The organism is Flavobacterium sp. (assembly GCF_035456225.1).
Classification (GTDB): domain Bacteria; phylum Bacteroidota; class Bacteroidia; order Flavobacteriales; family Flavobacteriaceae; genus Flavobacterium.
Genome location: NZ_DATIDM010000002.1, coordinates 1 through 19,688 on the forward strand (window position 1 = coordinate 1; position 19,688 = coordinate 19,688).

17 protein-coding genes are annotated in these 19,688 nt (G+C 36.0%); 1 reads left to right on the forward strand and 16 read right to left on the reverse strand.

Going from position 1 to position 19,688, the window contains the following annotated elements:
- The 3 genes from VLB74_RS00090 to VLB74_RS00100 form a co-directional block, all read right to left on the reverse strand.
- On the reverse strand, nt 1-1,007 hold a 1,007-nt coding region (locus tag VLB74_RS00090; RefSeq protein WP_325201436.1), incomplete at its 3' end, for an anaerobic C4-dicarboxylate transporter family protein.
- 39 nt (nt 1,008-1,046) lie between these two features.
- Entirely contained in the window at nt 1,047-2,729 is a 1,683-nt protein-coding gene (aspT, locus tag VLB74_RS00095; RefSeq protein WP_325201437.1) for an aspartate-alanine antiporter, read from the reverse strand.
- 280 nt (nt 2,730-3,009) lie between these two features.
- On the reverse strand, nt 3,010-3,744 hold the full coding sequence (locus VLB74_RS00100; RefSeq protein WP_325201438.1) for a DUF2490 domain-containing protein: 735 nt from the start codon (nt 3,742-3,744) through the stop codon (nt 3,010-3,012).
- Nucleotides 3,745-3,985: 241 nt separating this feature from the next.
- On the opposite strand from VLB74_RS00100, the gene rlmF reads away from it, so the two are divergent.
- Nucleotides 3,986-4,900: a 23S rRNA (adenine(1618)-N(6))-methyltransferase RlmF gene (rlmF, locus tag VLB74_RS00105; protein ID WP_325201439.1), complete on the forward strand. Its 915-nt coding sequence runs from the start codon at nt 3,986-3,988 to the stop codon at nt 4,898-4,900.
- Nucleotides 4,901-5,077: 177 nt separating this feature from the next.
- On the opposite strand, the gene VLB74_RS00110 is transcribed toward rlmF, so the two are convergent.
- The 13 genes from VLB74_RS00110 to VLB74_RS00170 all read right to left on the reverse strand — a co-directional run.
- A complete protein-coding gene (locus VLB74_RS00110; RefSeq protein WP_325201440.1) occupies nt 5,078-6,562 on the reverse strand; it encodes a T9SS type A sorting domain-containing protein in 1,485 nt (494 codons plus the stop codon).
- Nucleotides 6,563-6,663: 101 nt separating this feature from the next.
- Nucleotides 6,664-7,320: a LytR/AlgR family response regulator transcription factor gene (locus tag VLB74_RS00115; RefSeq protein WP_325201441.1), complete on the reverse strand. Its 657-nt coding sequence runs from the start codon at nt 7,318-7,320 to the stop codon at nt 6,664-6,666.
- Nucleotides 7,313-8,842: a tetratricopeptide repeat-containing sensor histidine kinase gene (locus tag VLB74_RS00120; RefSeq protein ID WP_325201442.1), complete on the reverse strand. Its 1,530-nt coding sequence runs from the start codon at nt 8,840-8,842 to the stop codon at nt 7,313-7,315. The genes VLB74_RS00115 and VLB74_RS00120 overlap by 8 nt, the downstream gene beginning before the upstream one ends.
- 782 nt (nt 8,843-9,624) lie before the next feature.
- Nucleotides 9,625-10,887 (reverse strand): asparagine synthetase B, encoded by a 1,263-nt coding sequence (locus VLB74_RS00125; protein ID WP_325201443.1) that lies wholly within the window; start codon nt 10,885-10,887, stop codon nt 9,625-9,627.
- Between the two features lie 181 nt (nt 10,888-11,068).
- Nucleotides 11,069-12,589 (reverse strand): serine hydrolase domain-containing protein, encoded by a 1,521-nt coding sequence (locus VLB74_RS00130; protein WP_325201444.1) that lies wholly within the window; start codon nt 12,587-12,589, stop codon nt 11,069-11,071.
- A gap of 337 nt (nt 12,590-12,926) precedes the next feature.
- On the reverse strand, nt 12,927-14,324 hold the full coding sequence (locus VLB74_RS00135) for a serine hydrolase domain-containing protein (RefSeq protein WP_325201445.1): 1,398 nt from the start codon (nt 14,322-14,324) through the stop codon (nt 12,927-12,929).
- A 418-nt stretch (nt 14,325-14,742) separates the two neighbouring features.
- Entirely contained in the window at nt 14,743-15,903 is a 1,161-nt protein-coding gene (locus VLB74_RS00140; protein WP_325201446.1) for an FAD-dependent oxidoreductase, read from the reverse strand.
- Nucleotides 15,904-15,928: 25 nt separating this feature from the next.
- Nucleotides 15,929-16,678, reverse strand: a complete 750-nt coding sequence (locus tag VLB74_RS00145; protein WP_325201447.1) for an AraC family transcriptional regulator — start codon at nt 16,676-16,678, stop codon at nt 15,929-15,931.
- A 283-nt stretch (nt 16,679-16,961) separates the two neighbouring features.
- The gene (locus VLB74_RS00150) at nt 16,962-17,351 is read right to left on the reverse strand and encodes a SpoIIAA family protein (protein WP_325201448.1); all 390 of its coding nucleotides are present in this window, start codon (nt 17,349-17,351) and stop codon (nt 16,962-16,964) included.
- A 26-nt stretch (nt 17,352-17,377) separates the two neighbouring features.
- On the reverse strand, nt 17,378-17,803 hold the full coding sequence (locus VLB74_RS00155; RefSeq protein ID WP_325201449.1) for a DUF1801 domain-containing protein: 426 nt from the start codon (nt 17,801-17,803) through the stop codon (nt 17,378-17,380).
- A 173-nt stretch (nt 17,804-17,976) separates the two neighbouring features.
- Complete coding sequence (locus VLB74_RS00160) at nt 17,977-18,465, reverse strand: hypothetical protein (RefSeq protein WP_325201450.1); 489 nt, start codon at nt 18,463-18,465, stop codon at nt 17,977-17,979.
- Between the two features lie 86 nt (nt 18,466-18,551).
- A complete protein-coding gene (locus VLB74_RS00165) occupies nt 18,552-18,914 on the reverse strand; it encodes a hypothetical protein (RefSeq protein ID WP_325201451.1) in 363 nt (120 codons plus the stop codon).
- Between the two features lie 123 nt (nt 18,915-19,037).
- A partial coding sequence (locus tag VLB74_RS00170; RefSeq protein WP_325201452.1) for a replicative DNA helicase occupies nt 19,038-19,688 on the reverse strand: 651 nt, incomplete at its 5' end.

A 19,688-nucleotide genomic window follows, 5' to 3' on the forward strand; every position in this document is an offset into this window, starting at 1 on the left:
CCCAATACTGCAGAAATAAGTTCCTCATTGTGGTTCATGAATGTAAAACTCATCCAAACCACACCAAAAACAGAAACCACCGCTGACGCCATAGCATTAAACAAACTGGCTTTGGCTACTTCAGCTGTACTTGTTTTTGTCAGTAACATCATAGCAGCAGAAGCCGTTAAAGTAACCACGCCAATAATAGTCACCATAGTTAACGAACCATCTTTGGCTACAGCCAATGTAGCTGTTCCGGGATTGAAACGAGGTAACAAATCAGGGAAAGCGCCAGCAATTACAATCATCAAAATGGCTATCCCAAAAATGACAACTGATTTTTTAGCTCCAGGCTTTAAAGGAGTTCCTGAAGATTCTGATTCTGTATCAAGGCTTTTTGCAAACTCAGGATCTTTCATTTTTTCAATAAATATAGGATCATCGTTTAGTTCCTTTCCGCTTTTGAACACCGAAAAACAACCTATCAACAACCCAATAATACAGGACGGAATACATATCATCATAATATCCACCAATGCGCCCGGATAAGCCAACACTACCACAAAAGCCGCAGTAGCAGCACTCATAGGACTACCGGTTAAAGCCAAATGGGAAGCAATTACTGAAATACTTAAAGGACGTTCTGGACGGATTCTTTTTTTAGCAGCTACTTCAGCGATAATCGGTAATAAAGAATATACGATATGAGCTGTGCCGGCAAATAAGCATAAAAAGTAAACCGTAAAAGGTGCTATAAATGTGATGTTCGAAGGATTTTTTCTTATGATTTGTTCGGCCAGATTCACCAGATAATCCAATCCGCCCGAAGCCTGCAAAGCAGCCGCGGTCGTCACGATGGACATGATGATCAGCATTACATCAATAGGCGGATCGGTGGGTTTCATCTGAAAAACAAAAATAAATATCAGAAGGCCAACCATACCCATGACACCCAAACCGATGCCTTTCATTTGTGATCCGATGAGAATCATTCCCAAAAGAACTGCTATTTCTAACCAAAACATATCACAAAGTTTATATAGTTATACTTATAAATTCCAAAATCAAGTCATCAAACCAACAATAATCGGCCCCCACGTCGTCAGAAGAATATTCCCCAAAGCATAAGGAATCGTATATCCCAAAACAGGGAACTTACTTTCCGAAGCATCCTGTACCGCTTTGAGTCCAATCGTCGAAGTTCCTGCTCCTGTTTGTGCTCCCAATAATATTATTGGATTCATCTTTAACACATATCTTCCAAAGAATAACCCAATAACATGAGGAATTATCGCTACTGCAAGTCCGGCTAATATTATACTGGGACCAATTGCCTTTAGTCCGGAAATAAAACTTGGCCCGGCAGTCATACCCACAAGTCCGATAAAAGTTGCCAATCCCACATTATCGAAAACCCATAAAGCAGCTTCCGGAATTCTTCCCAAAACAGGTGTTCGGGAATGCAGCCATCCAAAAACCAACCCCATAACCAAAGCACCTCCGCTGGTTGTCAGGGTTACCGAAATATCAAAGATGTTTACGGAAAGGAGTCCAATCAAACCTCCTAAAACTATACCCAGGCTAACAAATATGATATCTGTTTCCGAACTTAATCGATCTAAAAAACCAGCTTTTTTTGCGGCAGCCTCTAAATGAGCAAGTTTACCCGAAACTAGTAAAACATCACCTCTTTGTAAAACAGTGTTTCCATTGAAAGGGATTTCATGAAATTCTCTCGTGAGTTTATCCAGCATTATCCCTTCCCCAACTTTAGTATCCCGAGCCTCACGAATTGTTTTCCCGATAATTTGCTTATTTGTCAGGGTAATTTCCATGCGGGCAATGGGGAAATTCAGTAATTCTTCATCCAGAACTTCAGGCCCAATTTCCGAGATATGCTTCAGAATAATTCCATGTTGCGCCATAATTACCAACACATCATCCTTGCTGATAATGGTTTGCGGTGTGGGATCTAACAATTCCCCGTTATGTCGTAACCGTTGAATTATGATTCCCACATCTGAATTCTTTTTTTCAAACTCGGCGACAGTCTGTCCAATCCATTTGTCGTTTGTGATTTTATAAGCACGGATGATCCATCTTTTGTAGGCAGAGTCAATACCGGGTTCATGTTCTGTATCTCCCGTTAGCGACTGACTCAATTTCTTACTTTCTTTCACCAGTTTGACTCCCAATATTTTAGGAGCGATAGTGGTAAAGAAAAATACTAAAGAGGTTGCTCCTAAAAGATAAGTGGCTGCATAAGCAACCGGGATATTATTAATTAAATGTGCTTTTTCTGCAGCAGGAATAGAAAGCTGGCTGATGGATACCGAAGCTGTACCGATAACTGTTGATTCCGAAAAGGCTCCTGCCAAAAGACCAGCGGCCGTACCGGCATCATAGCCAAAAAATTTGGACATTATATATGACACTAGCAGACAGGACACACAAATAACCACCGTCAGCATTAACTGTGGAAAGGCATTTTTTTTAAGACCTTGAAAAAATTGAGGACCTACTTTATATCCAGTAGCAAAAAGAAATAAGTCAAAAAAGATTGTTTTTACAATTTCGGGTATTTCGATAACCAACTGGCCTATTAGTACCCCGGAAAACAAAGTCCCTAAAACCACACCTATCTTAAACGAACCAATCCTGATGCGACCAAGTAAAAAACCAAATGCCAGCATCAAAAAAACTGCCAATTCCGGATGTTCACGCAAAATAGTTGTAATAGTCAACATTTGTTGCATTTTAAAATTTATAAAACGGCAAAAAAATGGTAACCAGTGACTTTCAGTCAGTTAAAACATGCGTAAAAAAGGGGCTATTCAAAATTAACAAGAGTAAATTTAAGATTTTTTTTGACATATCCTAACATTTTTAACAATATTACTCTGCTTAATTTTAAATTAAAACCAAGACTGTTTCACATTTGACTAAAAAATGAATACTTTATCAATATATAAAAGAACTGTTTCCAGAATGAGAACACCGGTAGAATAATATATGACGAATAGTTTATTATTCGTCACCGGATCTATAAGGCATCTGTGAAACCCCATCTTTTACAACTGAATTAAAGTAAAAAAACAATCGAAGGGTGTGATTCATATCGTATTGATAGCCGGAATATTTTTGCTGAAAAACATTCATATATCCAAAGTCAAAACTCAACTTGGAATTTATAGATTGCTTAATGCCTATAAAAAAACGATTTTGGTCAAACGTATTATAAACAACTTCATTTCCAAAATGTACAAGGATTTCGTCTGATACAACTAAAATCGGTAGATTCTTTTTTTTAAAAACCGGAATTCCAAAAAAGGCCAGATAGCGTATCCTATTAGTATACCGTTGGTTACCGGATTCCTTATCATCCACAATTTTTTCCTGCCAACGTTGCTCAATCCTAATTCTTTGAAGAATTCCAACGTTTTCGAACAATGTATTTAATTGAAACTGCTGGTAAATTCTGTTTTCGTCGGAATATGTACTCCATTCGGGATTGGACGGAGCCAGCCACATATGAGCGTAACCCATCGTAAAAGTCATTTTTACATTTGGAAGATAGGTAAAACCTCCTCGCAGAAAATAAAAATTATTCTCTTTCAAAAAATTGTCACTTCTAATATGAGCATCTGCGACTAATCCCCAATGTTCCTGAAATTTAGTCACCGTGTTTATGGAAAACCACGATTGTGTACCTTGAACGATTTCCTTTTTCTGTGGTTCCTGACAAAAAAAAGCCATCGGCATAAAAAAAATCAAAGTTTTAATTAAACTTTTCATCATTTTATCAGAAAATTAGTTAGAATAATCAAAAACACATCCTAACAAATTTACATATTCCATTCGTATTTAAAATCTTCAAAAGCAAAAATTTACTTCGGCGACACTTTTTAAAATCGTTTTGGTCGTGGTGACTTCCACAAAGCGTAAACCATTTTACTTTTTGGAATGTTTATTTTGAACTACCTTTGACATCAATACGATTCTCATGAAAAACACGAAAAACGATACCACGCAAAAAAGTCTGCACCCGAGAAACAAACACCACGGCAGTTACGATTTTAAATCCTTAACGGAAACTTTGCCTGAACTGAAACCGTTTGTCGCAATAAATAAATTTGGGAATGAAAGTATCGATTTTGCCAATCCTGATGCGGTGCGCGCTTTAAACAAAGCCTTGCTGAAACATTTTTACAACATCGGTTATTGGGAATTGCCAAAAACCAACCTCTGCCCTCCCATTCCGGGGCGCGCCGATTACATTCATTATATAGCGGATGTTTTAGCGGAAACTAATGGCGGAAAAATTCCGACCGGAAAGAGTGTCCGAATTTTGGATATCGGTGTGGGTGCCAATTGCATTTATCCCATTATCGGACATCAGGAATATGGCTGGGAATTTGTCGGTACCGAAGTGGACAAACCGGCCAAGAAAACTGCAGAAACCATCATCAGCAACAATCCGGAATTAAAAGATGCTATTTCCATCCGACTTCAGGAAAGCAAACGAAATATTTTCAAAGGAATTATTCAACCGGGAGAAACTTTCGATTTTACCATCTGCAATCCTCCGTTTCATAATTCAAAAGGGGAAGCTACCAAAGGAACAACACGAAAACTGAAAAATCTTGGTAAAACAGTGGAAGGAAAACCCATTCTGAACTTCGGCGGACAAAATAACGAACTATGGTGCGAAGGCGGTGAACTTGCTTTTATCACCAATATGATTTATGAAAGTGTCCATTTCAAAACGCAATGCAAAGCTTTTTCATCGTTGGTTTCCAAAAAAGAAAACCTGAAACCTTTGTACATGGTCCTGAAGAAAGTAAATGCAAAGAATGTGAAAACTGTCGAAATGGAACAGGGAAATAAAATCAGTCGTTTTTTGGTTTGGTGTTTTTAATTTGAGTCAAAAATTTATATTACTTTTTTTCTTCATTGGAAAACTCTTGAAAGAATAAAAAAATAAGCCCTCAATTTCTTGAAGGCTCATAATAAAAAAACTATAAACTAAAAAACTGAAGAAAATCTTACTGCCTTTTAAAGTTGTGAGATGTCACAAAAAATGACAAATCATGTCTTACTTTTTAATAACTTTATAGGTAGTAGTGTTTCCGGATACACCAAACGTTTTCACAAAATAAACTCCTGCAGCATGATTGGAAATATCAACTAAATTAATCCCAACATTCATTTGTTGTGCCTTTACTACTTTCCCTACTAAATCGTAAATTTTCACTGTTATCTCTTCTTTACTTTCAATGGTAAAAATGCCAGTAGATGGATTAGGGTAAATTTTAAGATTGTTTTCAGTTACAAAATCTGAACTACCTAAAACAGTACAGGTATTACCTGTTACAACCGTAGAACCGGCTTTCCAGTTCGAAGCAGAACCTGATAAAGCAAAATTTGACAACGTACCATTATATAAACCTGTGAAATCATTCAGAGTAGTTACAGAAGCATTGGCTACATTTTCAAAACCTTGATTGAATTTATAATAAGCTACAAGTCCGCTCTCTGTTGCCTGCAATTCACAATTCATGGTACTTTGAATATCTGAAGGCCACAATACTTTGTTCCAAATTCTTAATTCATCTATATTTCCATTAAAAAAACTGACAAATGTATTTGCTGTTCCAATTTTAATAAAATCAGATGCAGTTCTGGCTGCTGTACTTCCAAATGTGGATGCTTCCAAATTACCATTTATATACAATTGCATTTGTCCGGTAGATTGTTTCCATGTAACAGCGATATGTTTCCATGTTCCATCATTTACATCTGTTGTTGATAAAATAGTGATATCGGGGCTACCTACACCAAATGCTAATTTACTTCCTAATAAAGAGGTTCCAAAATCTGTTGCAACACCTCCCACCTCATTATTTACAATTGAACTTCCATCAAACCACTGACCTCCAGTTAAACCGGTCGCAGTTGTTTGCATCCAATACTCAATCGTAAAGTCCGAAGTGAATGCTTTTGGAATATCCACATAATCATCTGCCCCATCAAAATGCAAATGAGTTGCCGGTGAGGGCGTACTGACAAATGTTTTGAACCATAAATCATAACTATTGTACATTGCATTATTCCCATTAAAGAAATATAATCCTCCATTGGCATAATTAGCACTTGCACCATGTGTACTAACTGTTCCTGTTACTCCTTTAATATCAATGGTGTAACTATTTCCGCTAGTCACAGCCACAGGAGAAGAAAGCACGATTGATAATTCCTGATAGTCATCTGCTATTGGTGAAGTGGTTATTGAAAATGTTGTTGAGTTCAAAACCGTTCCTCCATAACCATTACCCTGTATGACTCTTAATTGAAAATCACCAGCGACAAAAGCTGATCCCCAATTTCCAACACGAATATCGATTTTAGATAAATTTCCGGTTAAACCCGCAATGAAGGACTGACCAATGTCTTGAGTAGGAGATACAGTAAACGAACCTCCGCCAATACTTACAGGTGCGTTTGATTGATCTAAAGTCTGACTAATCCCAAAATAACTTACTAGAATTAACAGAAAAGAGTAAAAATATTTTTGTTTCATAAATAAAAAATGTTTGTATGAAGGCAAAAATATTTTGCAAAATTATAATGCTGAAAAAAATGTTGTGAAATGCAGAACTTTGTATGTGAACAGCAAACTTCCTATAATTCTATTTGGAATTTTCTGGAAACAGGAATTTCAATTTCATTTAAAAAGACCGAATTCGACGTTTTTTTGGTTATCCTATTTTTATTGACAATGAAGGACCGATGCGTTTTGCAAAAATTAGTATTATTTAATTCAGATAAAAAATTATCCAACGTGTTACGCAAGACATATTTTTTATTGGTGGTTACAATGTCAATATAAATATTATCGCTTTTGACATATACAATATCGTCATGTTCCAGTTTTACTTCGCTATAACCGTCTTTTATTATGGTGTATCCTTTTCTTTTCTTAAAACTTGCCAACTGAATGGCAGCCAACAAATCAGATTTTTTGATGGGCTTTGTCAAATACGCTTCCGGATTGGTGCCGATAGCTCTTTTTATGGTTTCAGGGTCATTTTGAGCCGTAATGTAAATAATTTTTGCTTTCTCATTCTTTTTAGCTGCCAGTTCAAATCCCGTATTTTTACCTTCAACATTTATGTCCAGCAAAATAATATCAGGCTGATATTTTTCAAATTGTTCTAAAGCTTCTTCAATATCATTGGCAACCTGCACACAGCCGAAATTTTCATTCTTCAAAATTTTCAGAATAAAATCGGCTATCAAAACTTCATCTTCAACTATTAAGATTTTGGTATTATTCATCTTCTTTTGAGGTTAATGTTTTTAAAACAGTTATTTCAAAACCCGATTTAGATTCAATTCTAAACGTTGCTTTTATCTGTTTACATATTTTAATTACCAAATTCGGATGAATAATCTTGCCTTCAGCCATTTTTCCATTATCGGTGTAATTAAAATACAATTGATTTTCATTATCAGCTACATGCAATGCAATTAATTTTATCTGTTTCGGGTCAAAAGCATGCTTTATGGTATTCAGAAATAATTCCGTAGTCAACAGTCCCAGATACATCGCCAGATCTATAGAAAGATTTATTTTTTTCAGGTTATGATTTAAAACGATTTCTTTTTCATGAAAGATATCTGCAAAATTGGCAACGATTTCATTCAGATATTCCTGAATATCAACTGTCTTTTTATCTTTCGACTGATATAAATGACGATGTAGTGTAGAAATGGATTCAACTTTCGAAAGTATCTTTTGGACAGCGGTATTATCTGAATCGGAATTTGAAACCTTTTCCAGTTCTTCGCTTAACAAAACAATTATCAGTTGCAGATTATTATTGATGCGATGATTGGCTTCATTCAATAAAAATGCGTTTTCTTTAGAATACACATCCAATTGTTTGTTGACAATTTTTATTTTCTTACTATAGTAAATCAAGAACAGGAAACCACTTGCGAATAATAAAATAATAGCCATTAAAAGAAGTTGATTTTGCTTTACCTCTTTAATATTCTGCTCTCTTTTAAAGATTTGCCGATCTCTTTCTAAAAATGCATAACGTTTATTCGCTTCTGACAATTTATCCCTTGCGCTTTTCGCTTGGTACAAATCGGTATATTTTAACTGTAATTTCAAATTTTCGAAAGCCGCATCTTTATTGCCTATTTTTTCATATACACCGTATTTGATATTGTAGAATAATGTTTTTTGATAAAAATCAGTTTCATTTAAGATTGCAAAACCTTCGTCGCATTTTTCAAGTGCTTTTTTATAATCTTTCATTTTTAAAAACACCTTGGCAATACTTACCAAGGCTTCACAGCTTTCCTTTTTTTTACCTGTTTCCTTTGCAAGTTGATAAGCCTTCTGATAATAATTAACAGCGCTCTGAAAATTATTTTTATTATCGTAAACCAAACCAATTTCCATTAAACTGCTAAAAATGAGCTGCGATTTTTTTTGTCCCTTGGATAATGATAACACTTTTTGGGAATAATACATCGTAGAATCCGGAATATCATAATACTCAGAAAATAATGCCGCTTTTTGGTTGTAAAAAGACATTACGTTATTTTGACTGACTGTCTTTTGGTTTATCGCAATTAAATTCGATGTCTTTTGTAAACAGTTTTCGGCTTTTTTATATAATTCGGCATGTCTGTATAATTCAACTAATTTAAGATTGCAAAAAATTTCTGTGTTAACATCATTTGCTCCTTGAGCATAGGAAAGTACCGTGTTGATGTATTTAAATGCAGAATTATATTCGAATGCATTGATACAGGAATCTGTTTCTTTTAGGTAAAGGTGCATTCTCTCGTTCACTTCTTTATTACCCGAAACAGTAATATTTTGACCAAATGATCTACAGAACAATAAAAGAAAAAAAATTACAATCTTTGATTTACTATACATTTCAACTTTGGAACGGCCGATTTAAACCAATTTAACTATGCTTGCATTTTTCTTTACAAAAAGATACTCTCTGTAAACAAAATACTGAAAAATGATATAGAACAACGAATTAAAAACCCAAATATCTATGTATGGTTTTTCACATAAAACCAATTCCAGATTTCCCGATAAAAAAATAGCTACACTGCAGGACAAATAAAGGAACAACCCGATTGAAAAATTAAAATATTTGTGTTCATGCGATAGATTTTCAAAAAGGAAACAAAGCACATAAAGTATTAAAATAAAAGAAGTCGAAACAATTTCATACGTATTAAAAATCCAAAAAGCCTCGGTATTGGTGATATAGTATCCTATCAGACAAATTGCTTGCGTAATTCCAATCAGTACTATTGCTTTTTTAATCCACGTATTTGCAATTAATCTGTAAAACAGAAACGATAAGCAAATCAACTGAAATCCAAAATGGAAATGCGAGAAAAAAAAATTAGAATTAGGCTTTAAAATACCAACTACATGACAACTAACCTCTATTAATGAAAGCAGCAGCAGATATCGCAAAAAAACTTTAGATACATTATGACGTACTTTTTGTTTGGTGTTAAACAAAAAAGTATTAAAAATCAAAAAAAACAATCCTATCAGACTAATAGAAAATACAAACAAAAATTCCATATCGATTATGTTTTCAGCTTTTTCTTCCTTGCTGCCGGGAATAAAACATTATTCAAAATCAGTCGATATCCCGGTGAATTAGGATGTAAATCCAAGACCGTCGGCGCATCTCCCACTCTATGCTGATAGTCTTCCGGATCGTGCCCACCATAGAAGGTAAACATTCCTTTGCCTTTTGTCCCATGGATATATCGGGCTTCTCCATTTTGCTTGTTTTCGCCCATTACTAAAATATTTGATTTTATCATATCACTATTGAAAGCGGTCGATTGCCCCATAAATCCTTTCACTAATTGGGTATGATTCTGGCACAGCATTGAAGGAATCGGATCCCATTTGGCGGAATATTCCATCAACGTGAAATAATCAACATCAGGTAAAATTTTTCGGGTATTGGTTAGATCTATATTTGAAAATTCATAGGCCATCGGATTGCGCTCCAAGGTAAAATCCTTAAATGCAAATGTCTTATTGTAATCGATTTTGGATTGGTAATTCGCATCACTTGCATCGCCGTCGAACATTGGTTCGCAAATGTCAACCCCTTCGGCAGAAAGTGCTATATCAAAACTATCTGTGGCCGAACACATGGCAAACATGAATCCGCCACCAATAACAAAGTTTCTGATTTTGTTTGCTACGGCTAATTTCTCCTGTGAAACTTTACTGTATCCTAATTTGGCAGCTAAAGCTTCCGCTTCTTTTTTCTGTTCGATATACCAAGGTGCATTGCGATAAGCACCAAAGAACTTCCCGTATTGCCCTGTGAAATCTTCATGGTGCAAATGGAGCCAGTCATATAATAATAATGCATCACTTAATACTTCTTCATCATAAATTGGGGTGAAAGGAATTTCGGCATACGTCAGCACTAATGTCACGGCATCATCCCAAGGTTGTTTCCCTTTTGGCGTATAGACTGCAATTTTAGGTGCTTTTTCCAAAACTACCGTTTCCATATTTTGGGAAGGCGAACTGATTTCTTCAAGAATGCCATTTGCTGCACCATCGGAAAGTACTTCAAAAGTCACGCCTCGAATCTGACATTCCTTACGGATTTCGGGAGCATCGGGCAATAAAAAAGAACCACCACGGTAGTTGAGCAACCAACTCACTTTGTATTGTTTTTCCAAAGCCCAATAGGTTATTCCGTAAGCTTTCAAGTGGTTTTGCTGCGTTTCCGGATCCATCGGTAAAAGCACGAAAGAAGCCTTTGCTGATACTGAAACCAGAAACAGAATGATATATACTATTTTTTTGAGGTGCATCCCGAAAAATTTATCCTCAAAGATAAGTGATTTTAAAAAGAAAAAATCATAAATAAAACCATAAATATTGGCGCTGCAAATCGTACATTCTATGATAAATAAAAACTACATCGTTGGGATGTAGTTTTTTGTTTTGTTTGTGGGCAAGAGCAAGATGCTCACGCTACCGGGGAAGAAATAATTATTTTTTCACTCTTTCTATGATATGATATTCCTGTATTAATGGCGGGTTTTCAGGTGTTAATGTAAAACTGATTTCGATATCACTTTTTTCCCCTTCCATTACAAATGAGCCGCGTAAATTGTTTTCCGGAATAAGTTCCTGAACATTCGTGATTTTACCTGCATTATTAAATATGGTTTTCGCTTCTTTTCTTAACGAGTCGATGCTATAATCTAAAAAGAAGTTCTCTGCGAAAACAGGTGACGCTTCCGGATTCTTCCATGCCGGTAACAAATTAATTAATTCATTTTTGCGCTGGTTTAAAATGGCTGATGTTGGCAGTTTTTCTGGTTGCAACTTTGCCAGATCTATAATTTTATCCAGTATTTGTGTGTTTATTTTATTCATGGGAGCGTATGTAAGATTGCTGAAAGAAACGATTCCTATTCCGTACCCGGGCAATATTCTCCAATTGCTCCCAAAACCCGGCAGACCTCCGCTATGACCTACGGAAACAATATTTTTACAATCTTTAACCCAACCCAAGCCATAGCAATAAGCTGCTGCAGAAGGACAGGTAACATCTTTCGAATTGCTTTTATCGTAAACCTGAATAAAATTCCACGGATATTGTAATTCCCGAACAGAACTTCTTTTTACAGGACCATTGTCCTGATCATTGCTTGGAGGTGATGCAGAAAGATAGAAAGACATGTATTTTGCAAAATCTTCTATAGTAGTGATTAAGCCCCCCATTGCTCCATAAGTTCCATCATGCAGCATAGGTTGTTCCTGCCATTGGTTGTTTAGCCATCTATATCCTTTTGCTAAATCCTTTTTTGGCACATCATCATATTCCCAATACGTGTGGGTCATCCCCAAGGGCAACAATATGTTTTTGGTAATATAATTTTGATAGGACTGGCCAGACACTCTTTTGATGATATATCCCAGCATCGCGTAGCCCATATTGCTATACTCAAATGTTGTCCCAGGATTGCTGGAAAAAGAAATGCCTTTTTTTATCATTGATATTAATTGATCATCTGTTGTTGCCAGCTGGCGGTCTCCCCATGGATTATCTTCAGGAAAGCCAGCAGTATGTGTCAGCAAGTTGCTAATTGTTATAGGGTGAGCATCTGCGGACAGATACTTTATTTCTTTCATTTCAGGAATATACAGATATGCAGGATCATCGAGTTTGAGTTTGCTTTCATCTCTGAGTTTTAAAATAGCCATTGCTGTAAAACTTTTTGTCATTGAAGCAATACGGAAGGCCGATTTACTGTTTGCAAAAATATTTTGAGAGATGTTTGAATAACCTTGATTGCCTGTATGAATCAGTTTACCATCTACAACCAGTCCATATGCTAATCCGGGAAGATGACATTCTTTTGAATAATCGCTCATCATCGCTTCTATGACCGGGAAGGTGGCTTCAATATTTTTTATTCTTACGTCATTCGCTTGGGCAAATAAGTTACTATAGGTGCCCAGAGTAATGAACAATACGGTTAGAAGTAATTTTTTAATATTCATATCTTTTTTTATTTTTTTCTGAAATGGTAATAGTTCGCGCCATCCTTCAGTCATTTTTTTCCAATTCTATCCAGTCTACTAAAATTATTTGTACTACTAGCGGCCTTTCTGCTTAACCTGACAAAGCTTTTACCATCAAAGCGATAGAGTCCCGATAGCTCGGCGCCATTGCAGCTAATTCACAAATATACGGCATATAAAAAAACCACATCTGATCGGACGTAGTTTTTGTTGTCTTGTAGGCACGAGCGAGATGCTCGCGCTAACGGGGGTGTCTTGTGGGCACGGATTCTTTCAGCTGTCGCTATGCTCGAGTGCAAATCCTCGCTATCGGGTTCTATTCCCTTATTTCATAATCGGATATTTTATTGTCTTTTGCCAGTGTTATAAGAAATTCTAAATTCTCCTTTTCAAAAAATAGACGATAATGATACAGTCGGCTCTCCTGATTCAAATCTTTTCGTTCGAGTAGTTCTGAATTCTTAAAAGTTCCCATTGGTTTTAGATAGACAGCTACTTTCTCTGCATAAGGATGAAATTCTTTCCAAAACACAGGTGTAAATAGATTTTCTGTCGTCGTATTTTCTGTTAGTTTTGTCACGAAACTGTTTACAAAGGCTCTCATCTGCGGCTCATTCTCGCTATTGCTCACTTTTTTGGTCATTTTCAACTCTGGTTGAAATAGTTGCATTACTCTTGTTGCAATTTTGTTGGTTCTTGCCTTATATAGATTAGCAAAAACAATTACAGTTAGCTTTTTTTCAGGATATCGTTTAATGGTCGACTCAAAACCCTGCCATGTACCGTCATGCGCCAATATGCGTTTACCATTTAAACTATCAATTTTCCATCCAAAACCATAAGGAAAAGTGCTCCCATTATTAAGTCTCACAGGCGTCCACATGGCTTCATAGCTTTCTTTTTTTAATAGCTTACCAGCATTTAAACCTGCCTCCCACTTTGCCATATCTAATGCAGTCACATACATTGAGCCGTCAGCGGTAGTATTAACCGAAGGCGAAACCCATAATTGGTTTTTTATTTCACCATTTACAAGTCTATATCCCGCTGCCCGATTAGGAACAAGATCGTTTTCTGAAATTATTCTCGCAGTAGTCATTCCCAAGGGATCAAAAATGCGTCGTTTTAAGAAATTACCATAAAATTCGCCAGTCACTTTACTTATGATTATCCCAAGTGTTACATACCCCATATTACTGTAGACCGATTTCTCGCCTGCCTTAAACAGTAGCGGTTTTTCCCTAAAGATTTGATACAAACTGTCTTCAGTATAGTCAGCCTTCAAATTCAAATCACTTGTATAATCACTAAAACCGGAAGTGTGTGTAAGTAAGTGTTTTATTGTTATTGAACCCCATGATTCCGGAGCATCAGGAAAGAACTTAGTCAGCTTGTCATCCAAACTTAATTTCCCGTCTTCAACCAACAGCATAATGGCAAACGAGGTAAACTGTTTCCCGACTGAACCTGATTGAAATATTGTTTCAGGGATTACACCCACTTTGTGCTCAATATTAGAAAAACCATATCCCTTTAAGTATTCAACATTTCCATCTCTTAACACAACAACAGAAATACCGGGGATACGCTGCTTTTGCATTTCTGAATTGATTAACGAATCAACACTGCGTTTCAATTTGGACGAGGATGGTTGGGCCAGACAGTTAATACTGAATATCGATAAGATTAGAATTAGAAAAAACTTGCCAGTCATAATATATTTGTTTTTCAATTTAGCATTGACCTAAATGTTTTTTTTTTATTGCCGCTAACTCAAAGATACCTACGATAGCACCAATACATGATAAAAATTGTATGCTGTATCTTCAAGTTTTCTAAAGTAAACATTAAAAGAAAACCTTTAAAATTAAGTTTATAAAAAGCAAATAAAGCCGTTAAATGACAGTTGTTATTTAGTTCTTTTTTTTGAAAGTAAGGTTCAAACTTATCTTGAAAAATAACTCTAATGGTTGAAATGCTATATAAAAAATCCCCAACGTGGTTGGGGATTTTTGGTGCTGTTATTTACAAATTTATTAAATCATTGCAGCTATAGTTTTTATTCTCTTTTTGGGCACGGATTGCTTCGGCTGTCGTTAGGCTAGAGTTCAAATCCGCGCTATCAGGAGCTTTTAGTTTTCTTCAAAAAAATGCAACATGTTTTTTAACGCATTTTCAGAATGCATTTGCTCTCCATTTTGGAGTGATTCCTGCGCCATTTTTGAAGCTCTTTTTCGCATATTTATTTCGTAAGAAGAAATTGCTTCCCGCAAAGAAGTGTGTTGGCCTGATGTTAAAAATTCGCTTAATTCCAAAGCATCCAACATTGCCATGTTTACACCTTCACCTGCAAATGGAGGCATTACATGGGCCGCATCGCCAAGCATTGTCAGATTAGGGATGGTTTCCCAAGTTTGATTTAAAGGCATACAGTAAATCGGACGAGGAATAAATGGTGTTACTGCATTTTCAAACAGTTCGTGCCAAACACTGCTCCATTCCGGATACTCCTTCGTGAACCAATCCAATATTTGCGATTTATCAAAATAATCCAGACCATTTCCTGAAGCCCATTTTTCGTCGGCTTTAAAACTCGCGTAAAAACCGATTTCTCCATTTGCTTTCTGACCCATCAATACATTTTTTTCATTCCCGAAGGCCATTATTTTTCCGCCTCGAAGCATAGCATTAATCCGGGGTGCTTTTTTTTCAGCATCATAAATACAGCCTTCCAACATCGTGATGCCTGAATAAAATGGTTTAATCTCTGTAATGTAAGGGCGAATTTTAGAATTAGCGCCGTCAGCAGCAATTACAATATCAGCATATTCAGATGAACTATTTTTGAAATGCAATAACCAACCTTCATTTTGGGTTTCCATAGAAATAAAATGGCTATTCCAAACTACTGTTCCCGGTTGAAGGGACTCCAATAGTATTTTCCGTAATACACCGCGGTCTATTTCAGGACGAAAATGTTCGTTGCCGAAATCTTCCTCCGGTTTGTTGTCGTGATCGCTGAAAAATATTTCTGCACGTTCATTCATTATGAGCATTCGGTCGGCACCGACAAGATAATTACTCTTAAATTGTTCCAGTAAACCTGCTTTTTTGATCGCTGACAATCCGGAATCCTCGTGCAGGTCGAGTGGTGAACCTTGCACACGAGCGTCTTTGCTCAAATCTCTTTCATAGATTTTTACGTTTGCACCTTTCATCTGAAGAAGACGTGCCAATGTCAATCCACCCGGACCTCCTCCGACAATGGCAATTTTTTTATTCTGTAGCAGCATAAGTTTAAAAATTTATGAAGCAAAATTATTTCGTATGGTACATCAAAAATTGTAAAAATCGGTCATTTTGATTTTTAAATAGTTCTTTAGGCGATACACCCGAAAGCTTTTTGATTTCTTTGATGAAATGAGATTGGTCGGTAAAGTTGAGCTGCGGAGAAAGTTTTCCCTCTATGATATAGGGAAGCGAAGCATGAAAACGTAAAATACTGCAATAGGTTTTTAATGAAATCCCTAATTGCTGATTAAAATAACGATTGATTTGCCGCTCGCTCCAATGCACTTTTTCTGAAAGTTCCTTGATACTCACTTCGCCATCGGCGAGATAAATTAACTCAAATAATCTGCGCTTGTGCTCATCAATTTTTTCAGGCTGCAACGACTGAAGTTTTCGCGAAGCCTTCTCGCAAAATGCATCAAAATTATTTAAGTCGTCTATATTGAAATCCCAAAAATCATTAGGCAATTCTTTTCCGCTGTCTACCAATTCAGCAATGGATTGGCGCAGGATATATTCTAAAGCAAGCGGATTGAAACTAATTGCAAAAAAAGCATTGATATCCAGTTTAGGCATTGGCTTGGGCTTTGTTTCCAAACCCATCAGGATGATTTGAAGTTTATCCCCTCTTTTGCAGAATAATAAATCAATTTTTCCATTTGGAAGAATTATGCCTTCACTGAAATTTGACAGATTCTGCAACGAAGAGAAGCAATAAACAAAATCAGTAAGCGATTTGTCAGGCTTAATAAGTTTATATTTAAGGTTATCGCTCATTTTTATTCCGTTTTTGAATTGTTGTAGGCTTGACAAATGACGCCTAACTCAAAAACATATACAACAGCACCAATACATGATAAAAATTGTATGCTATATCTTCAAGTTTTCCAAAGTAAGTATTAAAAGAAAACCTTTAAAATTAAGTTTATAAAAAACAAATAAAGCCTTTAAATGACAATTATCAAGATGTTCTTTTTTAACCTGTCATAAAAAATAACCTGGATAGTGTAAGTACAAAATAAAAAACCCAAACTTGGTTTAGATTTTTTTATACTATTATCTATGCTTCAGGTGTAATGAATTTTAAAGCTTCGTCTAATTGTGAATGATCAAAATATTTTTCTTCCAAAGCATCGTTAAAGAAATGCAGCACTTTGTTTTCCACTTTGATTATGGAGGCCATAATGTCTGAATGGGACACCACGGCACAACGTCCTAATTTGTTAATGTGTCTGATTCCCCATAATTCACCCTCGATAAAACCTTTTAAATCCATATGTTTAAGGACCGACATGTCTTTGACTTGAATAAGGATGTTTACATGTTCATATCCCTGGTTCAATTTTTCTTCAAAAAGATGCTCTATCAGCAAGGCATCAGCTTCCGTAAATGTTTCGAACAACTCTAAAGCGATAGCGTTTTTTTCGAATTTCTGAATTTGAATAATCATATTTAATGTTTTAAAGTGTAACAAAATCATTGTTCTTGTCCAGCCCCAAATCGTATTGCGGCTTCCAATACATCAATGTTTATGTCTTTCAGCGTTTTGAATTTAATGCAATATCCGGTCACGCTTGCCTTGCCGAGATCATTGCCATAGGTCCGGGATAAATATTTCTTGTCTTCAATGCCTATTATATAGACAGAGATTCCGGTCGTGTTTGCGCTGAGGCCAATCTGATAAAACTCTCTGGTTTTTCCATCAGCGTATTTTATAGTCTGAAGCCCGTATCCTATATTGGGGTTGGAAACGATTTTATTTTCACTGTTTTTACCATCCAGAAACCATAGTTTGCATGCTGGCATTATTTGAAGAATCTTTTGGTGCAACGTCTGCATATCGCTGCGTTTTGATTCCGCCTGGCTGGCAATGTATTCTTTGATTTGGTCTTCTATGTTCATATAAAATTGTCTTAACAACTTGAGCATTGTTGCCGAAATTTGCCACCCAGTTTGAAGAAGTTGGCAATTTATATTACCTATCACTCCATTAGAACTGAAGTTAAAGATATAAAATTAGCTTTAAATGCCAATTTCACAAAACCGTTGTCATAAGCTGGCTTATGAAATACTCTTTATATTTTTTTAATCGAAGTTTTTAATCTTTTCCTGAAAAAATCTTTCATTAGTGGTGAAACAACTATTAAAATCCACAATAGTGGCAATAAAATTGCAAAAAATGGTCGAAGTGGGTCATATCTTAAATATGGATTACTATGATTGTAGAATTCAGGAGTTGAGTCAAACCAATCATAAATTCCTATTATTAAATAAAATCCTAATAGAAAAACAATACTTCGTCTGACATTTAGCAAACTCATATGTTTATCCTTATTCATTTCCAATGAAGTCTTTGGCATTCCAATTAACATGATAATGAAGAAAAAATATATGGTTCCCGGAGACCAACCAGTGTAAGGAACAATTTGTTCATATAATTGTTCGCGCACAAATAGCAACAATAAAGTACAAAAGGAAAATAAATATACGGAAAACCAAAACAGCCATTTTAAATCTGTAGGCAGTAATCCTATTTTCGTTTTTAATTCTTCAAAATAATTCATTTTCATTTTCCTTTCATTATTTGTTATTCTTATTTTTTTCGTGATGTCTTTCAAGCTTGCCGTTAACTTCAAAGAGCGTTACTACCTTAAATTCTATTTTTGTTTCGTTTGATATAAAAAAGTCCGCCAATAATAGAAACCGGGGCAAAAATAAAAACAGCCAATAACTGTGTCCAATGGCTACCGTCTGCTTTGATAAGAGAAAATGCTGCAAAACCGGCAATTATAAACGCTAAAATAAAATTTGATGTCAATGTTGTGTTTTTGGCGAAGAGATTTAGGACAAGTCCGCTTAAAAATGAAAAAAATGCACCGTAAATTGCAGCCAAAATTTGAAAACTAATCGATGCCTGACCATGCGGGTTTTGACCTGAAAGTTTAAATAATGCAAGTGAAGTAGCAACGAAAACGGCATAACCTGCGATGATCCCTAAAATATTTCTAATCATTTTTTTGCCTGTTATTATTTGATCGGGGTCATTTGTTACTATGACACCTCACCTCAAATATAAGGGATTTTAAAAATAAAAACCCATAAAAAAAGCCTGCAAAAAGCAGGCTTCTGTTTTATTTTAGAACGGAACTTCACTGTCATCATCAAAACTGTTCATATTACTTCCGAAGGCTTCGTTGGCCGAAGGAAGGTTTTTGGTTATAAACGGATTGTTATCCATGTTCATACTCGAAGGCAAATCTTCAAAAGGCGAACTGTGATCGTCAAGATTATCGAATTTACCCAGATGTCCGATAAATTTCAATCGGATGTTATCCAAACCACCATTACGGTGTTTTGCTACGATAAACTCACCCTGACCTTGCGTTGGCGAACGTTCTTCGTCGTCCCATTCTTCGATTTTATAGTATTCCGGTCGGTAGATGAACGATACGATATCCGCATCCTGCTCAATCGCACCGGATTCACGTAAGTCGGACAACAACGGACGCTTGCTGGCTCCACGGGTTTCTACAGCACGCGATAACTGTGACAGAGCAATTACCGGAACATTCAGCTCTTTTGCCAATGCTTTTAGGTTTCGGGAGATTGTTGAAATCTCCTGTTCACGGTTTCCGCCTCCTTTACCATTACCTCCGGCAGTCATTAACTGAAGGTAGTCGATTACGATCATCTTAATTCCGTATTGCGAAGATAAACGACGGGCTTTGGCTCGTAAGTCGAAAATCGAAAGCGATGGTGTATCGTCAATATATAAAGGCGCTTTTTC